Raw genomic sequence first — 15,552 nt, forward strand, 5'->3', positions numbered from 1 at the left:
GTATCTTGACGTCAAGATAAATTCTATCGCATCCGAGTAGCTTTGACCACCGTGGCACACCGGCGGCCGAAACCGGTCGCTCGGGTTTTCCTCTGCCGCGAATCCGGTCATCACCAGGGACGCCGTCGCCCACCGCGGCCTACTGTGAGAACCGCATCGACACCACCGTCGGGCACGCCCAGCGCCACCGAGGAGATCTCATGGACCCGTTCGCGCTCGGTGCCGGATTCGGATTCGGCGCCCTGCTCGTCGGCATCATCTTCGCCGTCATCTGCAATACGCTGGCCAGGGAGAAGGACCGCTCGGCCGGCTGGTGGGCACTGTGGGGATTCCTCACGACCTTCATCGCCCTCATCGTCCTCGTCCTCCTCCCCCGCAAGACCGCGGCCTGACCGCTGCCCAGTCTCCGCTGAGGACCACGGTCGATCCCCGCAGGTCCCTCCGGGTCCCCCGCCGAGGCGGCCCCGAGCGGCCCTGTCCGTCACCGTCGCAGAATGGTGACCGTCTCCAGGTGCGCGGTGAGCGGGAAGAGATCGAAGCCGGTGAGGCTCTCGATCGCGAAGCCGCCGTCCGTCAGCTGCGCCAAGTCCCTCGCCAGCGTCGCAGGATCGCAGGACACGTAGATGAGCGTGCGGGCCGCGGATGCGACGAGCGCCGAGGTGACAGCCTTGCCTGCTCCCGCTCGCGGCGGGTCGAGGATGATGACATCGGATTCGGGCAGGCGCGCCCGGTCGACGCTGCGCGCAAGGAAGCGGGCGTCGAGGTCCGCCGCATTGGCACGCGCATGGGCGATAGCCGTCTCGACTCCCTCGATGCCGAACAGAGGTGCGCCGACGGCTCGGGCCGCCCCGATGCCGAGCAGCCCCACCCCGCAGTAGAGGTCGCCGATCGAGTCGACGCTATCGGGAAGGGCGCCGATCACTTCGCCGCTGAGCAGCTCGGCCGCGCGACGGTGGACCTGCCAGAATCCGTCGGCGGCGACGGTGAAGTCACGTCCGTCGACCCTCTCTGTCAGGGTGGAGCCGCCGCGGTGGACGCGGAGGTCGGCGCCGCGCTCTCGCGGGCGGGAGCGCGGCTTTCCGCGGGCACCGCGGCTCCGAGTGCCGGACCGACCACTGTCGTGCCCCCTGCCGCTTCCAGCAGTCTCCGTGAGTAAGAAGAAGGACGCGGGCAGCCACTCCTCGAGCTCGTCGATCACCTGCGGCGAGGCCGGACCGCGGACGATCAGAGCCCCCTGGTCGTCGGCCCAGGCGAACTCGAGTCGGCGCACTCCCGGCAGACGCAGTCCCGTCAGGTCGAGAGCATTGAGCGGGCCGGCCGCCAGCGGAGGGCTCGTCACAGCAATGACATCATGCGAACGGGGTGCGAGCATTCCCGCTCGTCCCTCGGCGTCCACGGCCAGCTGCACGCGGGTGCGCCAATCGGTTCCGTCCGTCTCTCCCGGCGCCGGCCGGACCTCGACGTGCCGGTCGATGTGCCCGATGCGGCTCAGCTGATCGGCCAGAACCTCTGATTTGAGCTTGCGCGAGTGGGCGAGGTCGACGTGGGCGAACTCCATGCCGCCGAATCCGGCCGTCGATGGATCCGCCCCTCCGGGAACGTAGGCGAGGCGACGATCGGCCACTCGGTGCTGCGAGGCTTCGAGCACCTCGACGACCTCGGCGCGGAGGAATCTCGCAGCCGACGCGGCCTCGGTGATCACCCTCACACGTTCGCCGGGCAGGGCTCCGGAGACGAAGACGACCTGCCCGTCGTGGCGGGCGATGCTCGTGCCGCCTGCGGCCGGTGATTCGATGTCGAGAGTCAGCTCCTGGGCGGGGACCATCGTGTCACTCATGGATGTCTATGCCTGTCTGTACAGCCTGGTGTCGGAATCGGGCCCGTCTCCCCCGTATTGGCGGGAGAAGGACTTGAGGCGCCAGGGCACAGAGACCACGACGACGTTGGGGACGAGCAGCAGCCGGGTGCGAAGTTTGAGCGCTACCTGATTGTGCAGGATGTGCTCCCACCACCGTCCCACGACGAACTGCGGGATGTAGACGATGACGAGATCGCGCGGGGAGCGCCTGCGGATGGCGAGGATGTGGGCCAGGAGCGGGCGGACGAGTTCGCGGTAGGGAGAGCCGAGCACCGTCAGCGGCACCGGCAGCTCCATGTCGTTCCACCTCTTCTGCAGGGCTGCGGCGGCCTCCTCGTCGACGGCCACTGTGACGGCCTCGAGCTGGCTCGATCGGGTCACCCGGGCATAGGACAGGGCCCGCATCGTGGGTTTGTCGATCTCGCCCACGACGACGATGGCATGCGTGTTCGACGGAATGGTCCGCGAGTTCACATCGGCATCGGGGGCCAGCTCCCGGGTCACCCGCGCGTAATGGCGGTGGATGGCGCCCATGACGAGGTAGAGGCCGGCCATCGCGACCACGGCCAGCCAGGCCCCGGCGAGGAACTTCGAGACGATGACGACGATGAGCACCCCGGCGGCCAGCAGGCAGCCGAGGCTGTTGACGATCCGGTTGATGTGCATCCGGACTCGGGTCTTTGCGTCGATGACCAGACGCAGGCGCTTCCTCCAGTGCAGGACCATGCCCGCCTGGCCGAGGACGAAGCTGGCGAAGACTCCCACGAGGTAGAGCTGGATCAGAGTGGTCGCCGATGCGCTGGTGGCGATGACGAGCACGATCGCCGCCGCGGCCAACAGGAGGATGCCGTTGGAGAAGGTGAGACGGTCTCCCTTCGTCGCCAGCTGCTTCGGCAGGAATTCGTCCCTGGCCAGTCGGGAGGCCAGGCCCGGGAAGCCCTCGACCGCCGTGTTCGCGGCGACGATGAGCACGAGCGCAGTGATGAGGACGACGATGTAGAACATCACCGGCGCATTGTCGAAGATCGCATGTGCCAGCTGCGCGAGCACCGGTTCCTGCTCGTATTCGGCGCTGACGGGGCTGCCGTCCCCACGCACCAGGTAGAGGTGCGGATCGTCGACGTATTTGATGCCGGTGACCGAGGCGAGGTAGGTCAGCCCGGTGAGCATGAGGGCCGCGAGCAGACCGGACAGCAGCAGGGTGTTGCCGGCGTTCCTGCCGCGCGGCTTCTTGAATGCAGGCACCGCCGTGGCCACGGTCTGGACACCGGCCAAGGCCACGGACCCCGAGGAGAAGGCGCGCAGGACGATGAGCACCGTGGCCAGCCCCAGTGTCGCCTCATCGCCGATTCCGCTGTGGACGACCGTGTAGTCGGCCGTCTGCGCCTGCGGGGTATCGCCGATGCCGACCCGGATGAGGCCGACGCTCATGGTGAGGAAGACGGCGCCGAGGAAGAGGTAGGTCGGCACCGCCAGCAGCATCGGCGTCGCCCGTGACCCGCGCAGGCCGGCGAGCGAGATGAGCAGGATGCCGACGATGGCCACGGGCACGCGGTAGGGAGCCAGCGGCGGGAACGCCGTGGTGATGTATGCGGCGAAGACCGTCATCGACACGGCCAGGGTGAGCACATAGTCCACGAGCAGGGCGGCTGCGACGACGAGGCCCGCACCGGAGCCGAGGTTCTTCGAAGCCACCTCGTAGTCTCCGCCGCCCGAGGGGTAGGCCTTGACGTTGATGCGGTAGCAGGCGACGATCACGAGGATGACCAGACCGACGGCCACACCGATCCAGGGTGCCACGGTCAGGGCCACGAGTGAGGTCAGCGACAGTGCCAGGAGGATCTCGTCCGGGGCATAGGCCACCGATGAGAGCATGTCGGAGGCGAAGACGGGCATTGCGATGCGCTTCTTCAGCGCCGGCGCACGCCTGTCCTCACTGCGGAAGGGCCGTCCAACGAGTAGTCTTTTGACGGCATCAGAAAAACTGCTGGCCACGGCAACCAATGGTAGATCACTGCGGAGAGGAAAACCCATGCACTTCGTGATTATGGGCTGCGGCCGAGTCGGGGCCTCCCTGGCCAAAGCCCTCGATGCGAATGGGCACTCCGTCGCCGTCGTCGACCGGGACCCGGACGCGTTCCTCAAACTGGGTCGCGATTTCAGCGGCTCGACGATCACTGGGATCGGCTTCGACCGGGAGACCCTGTCGCAGGCGAAGACTGCCGAGGCCTTCGCCTTCGCCGCGGTCTCGAGTGGGGACAATTCGAATATCCTCGCCGCGCGTGTCGCCCGGGAGACCTTCGGGGTGACGAACGTGGCCGCTCGCATCTACGACCCGGACCGGGCGCAGGTGTTCGAGCGCCTCGGCATCCCCACGGTCCCCACCGTGCGGTGGACGGCCGAGCAGGTGATGCGCAAGCTCGTCCCCCAGGGCTCGATCACCGAGTACCGTGAGCCCTCGGGCAATCTCGTCCTCGCCGAGGTGCATCTCGACCCCGGGTGGGTCGCTCGTCCGATCAAGGACATCGAATCCCGGACCAGGGCACGCGTCGCCTACGTCACCCGCCTGTCCGAGGGCATCGTCGCCCATGAGGATCTCCTGCTCCAGGATGGGGATCTCGTCCATCTCATGTGTCCGGTCGACCGCCTCCGCGAGATCGAACGGATCCTGGATCAGCCCGTGCGAACCGTGGAGGAGGAAGAATGAGGGTCGTCATCGCCGGAGCCGGTTCCGTCGGTCGCTCGGTGGCCAGGGAGCTGCTCGACAAGGAGCATTCGGTGCTGCTCATCGACCAGAGCAAGGAGGCCCTGGGGCACGAACGCATCCCCGGTGCCGAATGGCTGCTCTCCGATGCCTGCGAACTCGCCGGACTCGCCGAGGCGGGCCTCGAGGAAGCGGATGTGGTCGTGGCCGCGACCGGCGATGACAAGACCAACCTCGTCCTCTCGCTCTTGGCCAAGACCGAGTTCGGCGTGCCGCGGACGGTCTCGCGGGTGAATAACCCGAAGAACGAATGGCTGTTCGATGACAATTGGGGTGTCGATGTCGCGGTCTCGACTCCGCGGCTGATGACCGCGCTGGTCGAGGAGGCGGTCGAGGTCGGCGGCCTCGTGCACCTCATGAGCTTCGAACGCGGCCAGGCGGGGCTGCTGGAGTTCACCGTGCATGAGAGCGCCGGACTCGTGGCCGAACGCATCGGCGGCATCACGTTCCCGCTCGATACCGTGCTGGTGGCGATCATCCGCAATTCGCGGGCGTTCGCTCCGAGTGCCGATGACGTCATCGAGGCCGGGGACGAACTGTTCTTCCTCTCATCCCCCGACCAGGAGGCCGCGCTGCTGGCGCTGCTCCAGGAGACTAGGGCCGCAGCGGAGGACGGCTCCGACTGACGTTACGCGGCACCGGGCCTGTTCACCGGTGGCCGTGACGGCCTCAGACCTCGGTGTCCTCCCGCGTCTGCAGCAGCTCGTAGACGGGGTTGTGGGCGGTCAGCACCCCGTCGGTGCCGCAGAATCGGCCTTCGAGGACGATGAGGGCGCCCGGGCGGATCCCGCTGATCTCGCGTCGACCGAGGAACTGGGCGCGGGCCTCGCCGGTGCCGTCGGCCACGGTGATGTCGAGCCGGGGGCTGTCAGCGCTGCACGATTGGGTGGTCGCGGAGACGACTCCGGCGATGCGTGAGGTCTTGCGTGCTTCGAGGTCCTCGACCGGGACGGCTCCCGGTATCTGACTGACGAGGCGCAGATCGGCCCGGGCTTCCGCGTCGCGGGAGCCGAAGTCGCGCACGAGGCGGGTGATGAGATCCAACATCCCCGGTCAGCGGACCTCTGTGATCTCGGGACCGCGCTCGAAGGGGTTGAGCTCGTCCTCGTCCTTCTTGTCCTCTCCAGCGTCGCCGTCGACCTGCGGGGCGGTGAGTGCGATGAGCTCCCTGGGAGCCATGGCCTCCTGACCGCGGTCGACGACGACCCCGCGGAAGAGTGCCGACAGTTCGGCCCGGACCTCGTCATCGGTCACGGCTTTGCCGGAGAACACAGCCCGGACGAACCAGCGCGGGCCGTCGATGCCGGCGAAGCGCATGGCCCTCTTGCCCGGTCGGCCGGACTCGGTCTTCGCCGGAACCTCGATGGCCAATTCCTTGCCGAGAGACGTGTGCAGCTCCGAGGATTCGCCGCCCTGGGAGGAGACGGACTCGGACAGCTGCTGGCGCACGGTGTTCCACAGCCCCTCGGAGCGCGGCGTCGCGAACGCCTGGAGCTGGATGCCTCCGCCCTCGTGGATGAGCGTCACGGCCAGCACCCGCTGCGAATCGTCATCGGTGTCCAGGCGCACCTGCATTCCGTCGACGACAGGCACCTTGAGTGCGCCGAGGTCGAGGCGGTCGTGCTCCGGGTAGTCCTCGGAGATGTCGAACGGACCCTTCTCCGACCGGTCGAAAGGCGCTGACTTCTCCAGCAGCGCCTCTTCCTCCTCGAGGTCCTCATCCGGATCCGCATCATCCGCATCCGCTTCAGCAGCCTCTTCGTCGGCGGCGTCGCTGTCCTCGGCCGCTGCGGTCTCGAGGTCGCCCTCGTCGCTCAGCTCTTCGTCCGAGACGACGTCGTCATCGGTCTGCGGTGTGGATTTCCTGAACTTGGAGAACAGTCCCATGAGTCCTCACTTCTCCTTTTCACTGAGAGCGGCGTCGAGGCCACCGGTGGATCCGAATCCCCCGGCCCCGCGATCGCTGCCGTCGAGGGAGTCGACGATGGTGAAGTCTGCGTGTGCGATCCGCTGGATCACCAGCTGGGCGATGCGATCCCCGCGAGCCACTCGCAGCGGGGTCTTCGCATCGAGGTTGATCAGCGGCACCTTGATCTCGCCCCGGTAGCCGGCATCGATGGTGCCGGGTGCATTGACGACGGTGACCCCGTGCTTGCTCGACAGCCCGGAACGCGGGTGGACGAAGGCCGCATAGCCGACGGGCAGGGCGATCGCGATGCCGGTGGGCACCACACGGCGTTCGAAGGGCTCGAGCACGAAGTCGATCGTCGAGCACAGGTCCGCACCGGCGTCGTGCGCGTGCGCGTAGGCGGGGGCGCTCGTGCCCGCGTCGAGGAGCTGAAGGTCGATCTTGAGGGTTTCCGTCACAAAGATGCACTCTAACGCCGAAGTCTGAGCGTGACCAAAACATTCACTGTGGGACAATGGCACCATGGCAACAATGCAATCCGGAACCCATGTGGTCTACCAGGAGAAGGTCCGACCGTCGATCGGCATGTGGGCCCTCGTCGTGATGGCTGCGGCGTCGACGGCGCTCATGGTCATGCCCGTCTGGAAGCTCGGCGCCGTCGTCCTGCCCCTCGTGAGCTTCGCCCTGCTCGCCTGGTGGCTGACTTCGCTGACCCTGACGATCATCGTCACCGAAAGGCAGCTCTTCGTCGGCGAGGCGCACATCGACCGGAAGTTCGTTCCCGGCGCCACCGCCTATGACGCCGAGGCGGCGCGTCAGGCTCGCGGAGTCGATCTCGACGCACGCGCCTTCCTCAAGATCCGGCCGTGGGCGAAGCCCGTTGTGCGCATCGACATCGACGATGTCGCGGATCCCACACCGTACTGGCTCGTCTCCTCACAGCACCCCGAGAAGCTCGCGGCCGCCCTCAACGACTGACAGAGGAAGCACAACGCGCCTGACGATTCGTCAGGCGCGTTGTGCTGAGGGGATGGAGCAGCGAATCAGCCCGCACAGTCCGTGCAGATGGGAACACCGCCCTCTTCGCTCGCAAGCTGCGACCGATGCCGGACCAAGAAGCATTCCATGCAGGTGAACTCATCGTTCTGCTTGGGGAGGACGCGAACGGAGAGCTCTTCGTTCGACAGGTCCGCTCCCGGCAGTTCGAAGCCTTCGGCAACTGCGGTTTCGTCTTCGTCGATCTTGCTCGCCTGCGCCTGCGAGCGCTGAGCCTTGAGCTGCTCGATCGAATCGCTCTTGATCTCATCGTCTTGCTTGCGAGGTGCGTCGTAATCTGTTGCCATATGGCCTCATCGCTCTCTGTCCGAGGGGTGCTGAGAAGGACCGAAGCGTCCTCTCGCGGGATGTGTCCTCAGCATTGTGCACTGTATGCTTGCCGTTGGCAAGATGGAATGAGGACCCGTTACGGTGATTCTCATCACCAGTTTGTCGACGCAGGTCGGCCACACATAGAGTTCTCGAAAAGCTCTGCAAGAATACTTGTGATGGACAGCACCGACAGCTCGATCTGCCGGTAGATTACCGGGTTCGTCCCCTTCGGAGGCGGCCCGAGGAAGGACGGATCCACGATGAGTGAATTCGCAGATCAACTCGACACCCGAATCGATGATGTCCGTCATCGCATTCACGAAGCCCGATCCGCCGGTGATGACTTCCTGGTCGAAAACCTCATCGACGACCTGCAGAGCCTCATGGAGCTGGCTGGTCGCAATGATGTCGACACCGGCCCCATCGCCGAGGTGATCCAGGCCGAGACGGGCGCACTGCCCGTCATCCCGAGCCCGGAAGAGTCCTGAGCCTCAGGAACCACCTCGTCTGCCAGCGGATGCCTTCCGCCATGGGCGCAGAGATGAAGAACCCTCCCCACCGATTCGGTGGGGAGGGTTCTCTGCGTCCGCCGACGGACGTCTGAGACGTCCCGGAGGCTGGTCAGCTCACGGATTCCCAGTTCGGGTAGGTGGCGCGCTCGATGCGGCCGCGGCAGCAGGCGATGCTGCAGGCCCCGCTTCCGGGAACCAGTGCCGTCGTTCCGGGAAGCGCCGGGGCGTCGACCTCGTCGCCGCGCAGCTGGGCGACGCGTTCCTCGACAAGGTCCACAAGCCCCGCGACGAAGGCTTCGTGGGTGCCGACGGCGGCGCCTCGGGTGAAGGCGAGAGCGAGGCCTTCGGCCGTCTCCTTGGCCTCGGTGTCGAGGTCGAAGGCGACTTCCATGTGGTCGGAGATGAAGCCGATGGGCACGAGCACGACCCCAGTCACGCCTTCCTCGGCGAGTTCGGTCATCCGGTCGTTCACATCGGGTTCGAGCCACGGAACCTCCGGCGAGCCCGAGCGGGAGCAGTAGACGAGCTCGGCGGGCAGCTGCTCGGAGGCGTCCAACCGCCCCAGGAGGTGGTCCATGAGCTCTTCGTGCTGAGCGAGGTAGCCGTTGGTGGCCACTGCGGAGGCGTCCTGCATGACGTTCGGGATCGAATGCGTGACGAACAGGATGCGGTGCCGGTCGGCGTCGAGTTCGCCCACCTGGCCGCGGAATTCGGCGAGACCGTCCTCCAGACGGGCCGCGCAGGCGTCGGCGTAGCCGGGATGGTTGTAGAACTGGCGGATCTTGTCGATCGAGACCTCGAGGCCTTCTCCGGCCAGCGTCTCGATCGTCTGCGCGAAGTCCTCACGGTACTGCCTGCAGGAGGAGTACGAGGAGTAGGCGGAGGTGTCGATCGAGAGGAACCGGGTCCGTCCGCCCTGTGCCAGCGTCCGGACCTCATCGGTGAGATAGGGATCCCAGTTCCGGTTGCCCCAGATCAGCGGGGTGTCGATGCCGCGTCGGTCGAGCTCGCCGCGCAGGGCGGCGAGCAGGGCCTTGTTCTGGTCGTTGATCGGCGACCGGCCTCCGAAACCGAAGTAGTGCTCCCCCACCTCCTCCAGTCGCTCCTCGGGGATCCCGCGGCCGGCGGTGACGTTCCGCAGGAAGGGAACCACTTCTTCTGGGGCCTCCGGTCCTCCGAACGACATGAGGATCAGGGCTTCGATGGGTGCAGTCTTATTCACGCTCCCGATTTTACAGACTGTAGAGCGGAACGGTCCGATGTCCGCAGAGTGAGTCTCTTCCACTCACCGTTCAGACCCTTGGGCACTAAGCGCCGTCATAATCCCTCGGTCCGGTTCCCAGCGGACCTCCCAGGGGCCGAAGCGGCCCGTGATTTCGCGACTCGCGGGCAGATCTGCCCGCCTCGACGCGCCGGACGTGACACGATGCAGGAGAGACGCGACAAAGGAGCTTATGGCATGCGTGAACTGATCTTGAACGGAGTCAACGCGGATGGCACCCATCTGCTGTTGAACGACGAGAACGGGCTTCAGTACCGAGTCGTTCTCGACGAAGCTCTCTCGGCCGCGGTGCGCAAGGAACGCACCCAGTCCAAGTCCGAGACTCCCGTGCGTCCCAAGGACATCCAGGCCATGATCCGCGGCGGCATGGACGCCGAGGAGGTCGTGGCCTCCACCGGCGCCGACATCGAATACGTGCGCACCTACGAGGGCCCGGCCATGGCCGAACGCTCCCGCATGGCCTATCTCGCCAGCCGCCATCCGATCTACTCCGATCACGATCCCAATGGCGAGCCGACGCCCCTCATCGAACTCTGCCAGGAGCGGCTGGCAATGCGCGACGTCGACATCGAGACGATGGAATGGGACTCCTGGAAGCAGCAGGACGGCAACTGGTACGTTCAGCTCAGCTTCACTGCCGCCGATCGGATCCGGACTGCCAGCTGGCATTACTACCGGCGCTCGCTGACCCCGATCGACGATGAGGCCAAATGGCTCGCCGATTCCGGCCCGACCGACACCGGTCCCATCCCGAACTACGGCAGCGGTGCCGAACGGCAGAGGAACACCGAGGAAGTCGACGTGTTCCCGCATTCCGAGTCCGCCTCCGGTCCCGTCTCCTCCGATGCCCCGGCACCTTCGGCTGCCGGTTCGGCTCCCTCGCAGCAGGCACGTGATCACCAGGCCGAAACCGGCCGCATCCTGGAGAACCTGCGCAAGCGTCGCCATCATGAGGCCGAAGAGGAGCCGCGCACCCGTCTGCGCGCAGTGACCGAAGACCCTGAGACCCACCCGCAGGGAGCCCATACCGCGCCGGGTCGGCCCGAGGCGGCGACCGATGACGAAGTCTTCGCGTTCGAAGATGCCGTCCCCTCCGACGAGGACCCGCAGGAGCCCACGGAGAAGGTCGGCGTCTTCGACGACGAGAACCAGCTCTCACTGCTCAATGAGCCCGGTGTCAGCGATCACGCCGATCAGCGCGCGGACGCGGCTGCGACGAAGGGAGCGAAGCCGAAGTCGAAGAAGAGCTCCCGGGCCTCGATCCCGAGCTGGGACGAGATCATGTTCGGCTCCAAGCGGGACTGACCTCCCGCAGGCCGGGCGCCGCCGAGGCGGGACCGCTGACCGCCGGCACCTGGGCGCCGAGGTCGACGACCGTGTCCTCGCTCCTGATGAGACGCCGGTCGTGAGTGACCATGACCACTGTGCGGGAGACGAGATTCCTGCGCAGGTCGTCGATGAGCCGGGCGGCGGTCTCGTCGTCGAGATGCGCCGTCGGTTCGTCGAGGACGATCACATCCGCGCCGGTCAGCAGCGTCCGGGCCACCGCCAGTCGCTGCCGCTGACCGCCTGAGACATCTGAGCCGTGATCACCGACCCAGTGGTCGAGGCCTTCGCCGTCGGCCCATTCGGCCAGTCCTGCCGCGTGCAGGGCATCGATCATCTCTTCGTCTCCGGGCACGGTCGACTGGGCCAGGGAGAGGTTGCCGCGGACGGTCGAGCGGAAGATGTGGGCCTCCTGCGGACACCAGGCGATCCGACCGACCAAGTCCGTCGGCGCACTGCTGAGCATATCGAAGGCCGCCCCCTGGGAATCGGCGGCGGTGTAGCTGCCGGCCCAGGGATCGAGGAACCGGAGCAGAACACTCAGGCTCGTCGACTTCCCGGTGCCGCTGTCGCCGCAGAGCAGGGTCCAACCGCCGCGTTCAGCGTGCAGATCGAGGCCCTCGAGGACCGGCGTCTCGTCCCAGCCCACGGTGATCGAGGCCAGGTCGAGCGCCTCGATGGGCTCTGTGCAAGTCCGCCGTGCCGATGAATCCTCGCCGGTGACGGCTGGCGGCAGGCAGTCGAGGGCGGCTCCGAGCGCCGGCAGCTGGCGGAACGCGTCGAGCCCCGAGGCGAACACCTCGTTGAGGCCCAGTGCCATGAGCGCGAGGACCGCAGCGATCTCCGTCGGTGCCTCGGAGGTCACGGCCAGCATCACGGCTGTGGCAGAGGTGCTCAGCTGCAGCCAGAGATGGGCGAGCCCGAAGTTCCGTGCGGAGGCCGTCTGCTTCGCGTCGAGGCTGCGTTCCAGACCCGCCAGCAGGCCGAGCACCCGGCCATCTGCGGCGTTGGTGTGCAGATCGTCCTTGGCATCGAGTGCGCGGGTCAGCAGCGAGAGGATGCGGCTGCGGTCATCCCTGATGCCGTGCGCCAGCCTGCTCTCGGCGGGAACGACGATGCAGGCCAGCCCGATGAGGTTGACTGCGGCGAGCAGGAGGAACCACGGCAGCGATCCGAGGTCGAGCAGCGCTGCCGTGATGCTGACGCCCAGGACGACCAGGCCCGAGACGAGCGGCGGGAAGAGCGTACGGGGGACGAGGTCGCGCACATCATCGGCATCGGCGACCATGGCACGCAGCGCAGTATCCGAGGTCAGCAGCTTCCGATCGCTCATGCCCACGCGTTCGAAGTGCTCCCACAGGTTCGCCCGCAGTCTGGCGAGGGCGGAGAAGATCGCCGAATGGAGTTTGAGCCGACTGACGTAGAGCAGCACGGACCGACTGAGCCCGAAGAAGCGGACGCCGACGATCGCGACCATGAGCAGCATGATCGGCGGCTGGTAGGAGGCCTCGACGATGAGCCAGGCGGACACTGCCGTGAGCGCGATTGCCGCCAGGCTCGAGGCGCAGGCGGTGAGTGCGGCGAGTGCCATCGCGGGGCTGAACAGGGGCAGGCTCGAACGCAGGACCGACCACCTGCGGCGCAGCGCCGCAGCGCCCGCGTCCGTTCTGCGACCGGTCTCGGCATCATCCTCCCACAGCGCCGCCGCGTCTGCGGAACCCGTTGTGTCGAAGGAGTCAGCCCCGTCTGCGGAACCCGTCGCGTCGACGGAACCCGTCATGTCGAACGAACCCGTCGCGTCGACGGAGTCCGCGACCGCCGCGCGGTCACCGAGCGCATCGGGGGAATCCGCGCCCGCCCCGGACCGGGCCGCCGTCGGGGCCGACACCTCAGCGGTGCCTGCTCCGTCGGCCCCCGCTGCTGTCCGCAGCCGACTCTTCGTCGGTCGGATCTCCGTCTCGGCCAGCGCCCGGACGCGGTCGTCGTGGCTGGCGAGGACGACCCGGTGGGAGGCGGCCGCCTCGGCGATCATGGCGATGACGATATCGGCATTGTCCGCGTCGAGGTGGGCGGTGGGTTCGTCGAGGACGAGTACATCGGCTCCCTGGCCGAGACGGTGCAGCACCCGCACGAGCGCAAGTCGGCGCTGCTGACCGGGGCTCAGGGCTGCGGTCGCTGTCGACGGATCGGCCGGCAGCCCGGCCGCCGTCAGTGCCCCAAGGCTGCGCTGTCGCTCGAGTCCGAAGAGTGCGAGTTCGGCGCCGAGGGTGGCGGCGAACATGCGCGGGGTCTGCGGCACATAGGCGGCGGACACTGGCGCGATGGTCGCGCGGGCATCGGCCGGCAGCCCGCCGACCAGCGCGGACAGCACGGTCGTCTTGCCGGCGCCTGAGGGTCCGCTGATCGTGGTCACTCCGGGCCCGGGCGGAATCGCACCCGTCCAGCCGACGATGGTGCCGTCGCCGTAGATCACCTCGTGGTCGTCCCGCTCCCGGGCATCGCCCGGGCCGAAGCCTGCCCCCGAGTCGCTGGACGTCTGTGCTCCTGGTTCTGCCATCGCCTGCGCTCCGGGTGTCGGCGGCACCGGCGCCGCTGCCTCGGTGAGCAGCGTCTGCGCCCGGCTTCGTGCCTCGCGGCCGTTCTCGCTGGCATGGAATCCGGCCCCGAGTTCGCGCAGGGGGATGAAGCACTCGGGCGCGATGAGGAGGACGAACAGTCCTGAACTCAGATCCATCGTCCCGTTGACCAAGCGCAGGCCGATGACCACGGCGACGAGAGCGACCGAGATCGTGGCGATGAGCTCGAGGGCGAGGCTGGAGAGGAAGGCGATGCGCAGGGTCGCGAGGTTCGCGTGGTGGTAGCGCTCCCCCAGTTCGCGCAGGCGGCGAGCGTGGTCCCGCGAGCGGCCGAGGCCGATGAGCACCGGCAGTCCTTCGGCGAGTTCGGCCAGGTGATCGGACAGCTTCTCCAGTGCCGTGATCGTCCGCTTCGTCGATTCGGCCGTGTACCGACCGATGAGGACCATGAACAGCGGGACCAGCGGCAGACAGAGAGCGATGATGACGGCTGAGAGCACGTCGCTGAAGACGATCCGCACGAGCAGGACCACCGGCACCACGGCCGCAGCGCTGAGCGCCGGGACGACCGTGGTGAAGTAGTCGTCGAGATCATCGATGCCGCGGGTGACCGTCACGGCCGCGGCGGTCCTCGGACGGCCGCGGCCGCTCAGCAGCGCAGACAGGATCGCCGCCCGCAGGCCCCGTTTCGACTCGGCTGCCAAGGCTGTGCCGAGACGGCGGTCGATCCACAGCCCGCCGCCGCGCAGACCGGCGCCGAGGATCACGAGGACGAGCCACAGGCCCGGCGCGCTGTGACCGACGATCGCCCGCACAAGAGCCTCGGCGACGAGCACGACTCCCACCGCCCGGGCCAGAGCACCGGACACCGAGAGAGCCAGCCCCCGTCGCCCGGACGGCAGTTCGAGCAGGATCGACAGGGGCGAGCTCACGACCGGATCGCCACCGGCACGCGGTGTGCCTCGGGGATGTGGGTCTCGGCGATGCGGCCCAGGAACATGCGGTAGCTGAAGATCTGATAGCCGATGATGACCGGGAGGATGATCACGGTGACGATGAGCATCACGGTCAGAGTGTAGTCCGAGGACGAAGCTGTGGCGATCGTCAGCGAATTCGCCGGATCCAGGGTCGACGGCAGCACGTTCGGATAGGCTCCGGCGAACACCGCACCGAATCCGGCCACAAGGTGGATCCCGTGGAGGACGAAGGCCCGCTTCTCGGCGCCGGCGCGCACCGCGACGACGGCGGCGATGAGCGAGATGATTCCGACGAGAACGGGGATCGAGAGCCAGGCGCGGTGGGTGATCGAGAGCGCGAACCAGATGAGGAACGGCACCGCGGCCGGCAGCATGGCCCGTGCGGCCCACCGCTGGACCCGGGCCCGGATGTCGCCCTGGGTCTTGAGACCGAGGAAGACGAGGCCATGGACGAACGCGAACCCGAGGCCGCCGAGCCCTCCCAGCAGCACCGGCCAGGACATCCAGGCGAACGCTCCCCCGACGATGTCCCCATGGCCGTTGAGAGGCAGACCGGTGGTCGTGATCACGAGCAACGCACCGATGCAGAACGCGGTGCCCGCCGAACCGACGGCCATCGCCCAGGTCCAGAACGACCTCCAGGCCGGTGTGTGCCCCTTGCCGCGGTACTCGATCGACACGGCGCGGAAGATCAGGCTCAGCAGGCACAGGGTCAGCGGGATGTAGAGGGCGGAGAAGAGCGAGGCGTACCAGTGCGGGAACGCGGCGAACATCGCTCCGGCGGCCGTGATCAGCCAGACCTCATTGCCGTCCCAGACCGGGCCGATGGTGTTGAGCAGCACGCGTTTGCCGCGTTCGCCGCGCGTGAGGAAGGGAAGCATCATGCCCACCCCGAGGTCGAAGCCGTCGAGGAACAGGTATCCCGTCCACAGCACGACGATGAGGATGAACCAGATCGTGGCGAGGATTTCCATAGGTGA

General features: G+C 67.3%; 15 protein-coding genes. 6 read left to right on the top strand and 9 right to left on the bottom strand.

Going from position 1 to position 15,552, the window contains the following annotated elements; genetic code table 11:
- The first annotated feature begins 200 nt into the window (after positions 1-200).
- Positions 201-392, top strand: a complete 192-nt coding sequence (locus IHE57_RS08785) for a hypothetical protein (protein ID WP_209324719.1) — start codon at positions 201-203, stop codon at positions 390-392.
- Positions 393-481: 89 nt separating this feature from the next.
- Here IHE57_RS08785 and IHE57_RS08790 read toward each other — a convergent pair whose 3' ends face one another.
- Together IHE57_RS08790 and IHE57_RS08795 are read right to left on the bottom strand one after the other, a co-directional pair.
- Entirely contained in the window at positions 482-1,837 is a 1,356-nt protein-coding gene (locus IHE57_RS08790) for a class I SAM-dependent RNA methyltransferase (RefSeq protein ID WP_246475824.1), read from the bottom strand.
- A gap of 6 nt (positions 1,838-1,843) precedes the next feature.
- Positions 1,844-3,754, bottom strand: coding sequence for an APC family permease (locus IHE57_RS08795; protein ID WP_209372499.1), 1,911 nt, complete (start codon positions 3,752-3,754; stop codon positions 1,844-1,846).
- 136 nt (positions 3,755-3,890) lie between these two features.
- On the opposite strand from IHE57_RS08795, the gene IHE57_RS08800 reads away from it, so the two are divergent.
- Positions 3,891-4,565 (top strand): potassium channel family protein, encoded by a 675-nt coding sequence (locus IHE57_RS08800; RefSeq protein WP_209324717.1) that lies wholly within the window; start codon positions 3,891-3,893, stop codon positions 4,563-4,565.
- On the top strand, positions 4,562-5,248 hold the full coding sequence (locus IHE57_RS08805) for a potassium channel family protein (RefSeq protein ID WP_209324716.1): 687 nt from the start codon (positions 4,562-4,564) through the stop codon (positions 5,246-5,248). The genes IHE57_RS08800 and IHE57_RS08805 overlap by 4 nt, the downstream gene beginning before the upstream one ends.
- 43 nt (positions 5,249-5,291) lie before the next feature.
- Here the strand turns inward: IHE57_RS08805 and IHE57_RS08810 are convergent, their stop codons facing one another.
- The 3 genes from IHE57_RS08810 to dut are packed head-to-tail and all read right to left on the bottom strand — an operon-like array spanning position 5,292 to position 6,989.
- On the bottom strand, positions 5,292-5,669 hold the full coding sequence (locus IHE57_RS08810) for an OB-fold nucleic acid binding domain-containing protein (protein ID WP_209324715.1): 378 nt from the start codon (positions 5,667-5,669) through the stop codon (positions 5,292-5,294).
- Between the two features lie 6 nt (positions 5,670-5,675).
- Entirely contained in the window at positions 5,676-6,509 is an 834-nt protein-coding gene (locus IHE57_RS08815) for a DUF3710 domain-containing protein (protein WP_209372501.1), read from the bottom strand.
- A gap of 6 nt (positions 6,510-6,515) precedes the next feature.
- A complete protein-coding gene (gene dut, locus IHE57_RS08820; RefSeq protein WP_343071845.1) occupies positions 6,516-6,989 on the bottom strand; it encodes a dUTP diphosphatase in 474 nt (157 codons plus the stop codon).
- 64 nt (positions 6,990-7,053) lie between these two features.
- Here dut and IHE57_RS08825 point away from each other — a divergent pair, with 64 nt between their 5' ends.
- Positions 7,054-7,509, top strand: coding sequence for a DUF3093 domain-containing protein (locus IHE57_RS08825; protein WP_209324712.1), 456 nt, complete (start codon positions 7,054-7,056; stop codon positions 7,507-7,509).
- Between the two features lie 65 nt (positions 7,510-7,574).
- Here the strand turns inward: IHE57_RS08825 and IHE57_RS08830 are convergent, their stop codons facing one another.
- On the bottom strand, positions 7,575-7,874 hold the full coding sequence (locus IHE57_RS08830) for a DUF4193 domain-containing protein (protein WP_166972303.1): 300 nt from the start codon (positions 7,872-7,874) through the stop codon (positions 7,575-7,577).
- Between the two features lie 285 nt (positions 7,875-8,159).
- Here IHE57_RS08830 and IHE57_RS08835 point away from each other — a divergent pair, with 285 nt between their 5' ends.
- Positions 8,160-8,387, top strand: coding sequence for a hypothetical protein (locus IHE57_RS08835; RefSeq protein WP_209324711.1), 228 nt, complete (start codon positions 8,160-8,162; stop codon positions 8,385-8,387).
- A 133-nt stretch (positions 8,388-8,520) separates the two neighbouring features.
- On the opposite strand, the gene IHE57_RS08840 is transcribed toward IHE57_RS08835, so the two are convergent.
- Positions 8,521-9,633, bottom strand: a complete 1,113-nt coding sequence (locus tag IHE57_RS08840) for a ferrochelatase (protein ID WP_209372503.1) — start codon at positions 9,631-9,633, stop codon at positions 8,521-8,523.
- 237 nt (positions 9,634-9,870) lie between these two features.
- Between IHE57_RS08840 and sepH the strand changes: the two genes are divergently transcribed.
- Complete coding sequence (sepH, locus tag IHE57_RS08845) at positions 9,871-10,998, top strand: septation protein SepH (RefSeq protein ID WP_209372505.1); 1,128 nt, start codon at positions 9,871-9,873, stop codon at positions 10,996-10,998.
- Here the strand turns inward: sepH and cydC are convergent.
- Together cydC and cydB are read right to left on the bottom strand one after the other, a co-directional pair.
- Complete coding sequence (cydC, locus tag IHE57_RS08850; protein WP_209372507.1) at positions 10,973-14,527, bottom strand: thiol reductant ABC exporter subunit CydC; 3,555 nt, start codon at positions 14,525-14,527, stop codon at positions 10,973-10,975. The two genes, sepH and cydC, sit on opposite strands and share 26 nt — an antisense overlap.
- Complete coding sequence (cydB, locus tag IHE57_RS08855) at positions 14,524-15,546, bottom strand: cytochrome d ubiquinol oxidase subunit II (RefSeq protein ID WP_209372509.1); 1,023 nt, start codon at positions 15,544-15,546, stop codon at positions 14,524-14,526. The genes cydC and cydB overlap by 4 nt, the downstream gene beginning before the upstream one ends.
- Positions 15,547-15,552 lie beyond the last annotated feature (6 nt).

It is taken from the genome of Brevibacterium renqingii (assembly GCF_017808105.1).
Classification (GTDB): domain Bacteria; phylum Actinomycetota; class Actinomycetes; order Actinomycetales; family Brevibacteriaceae; genus Brevibacterium; species Brevibacterium renqingii.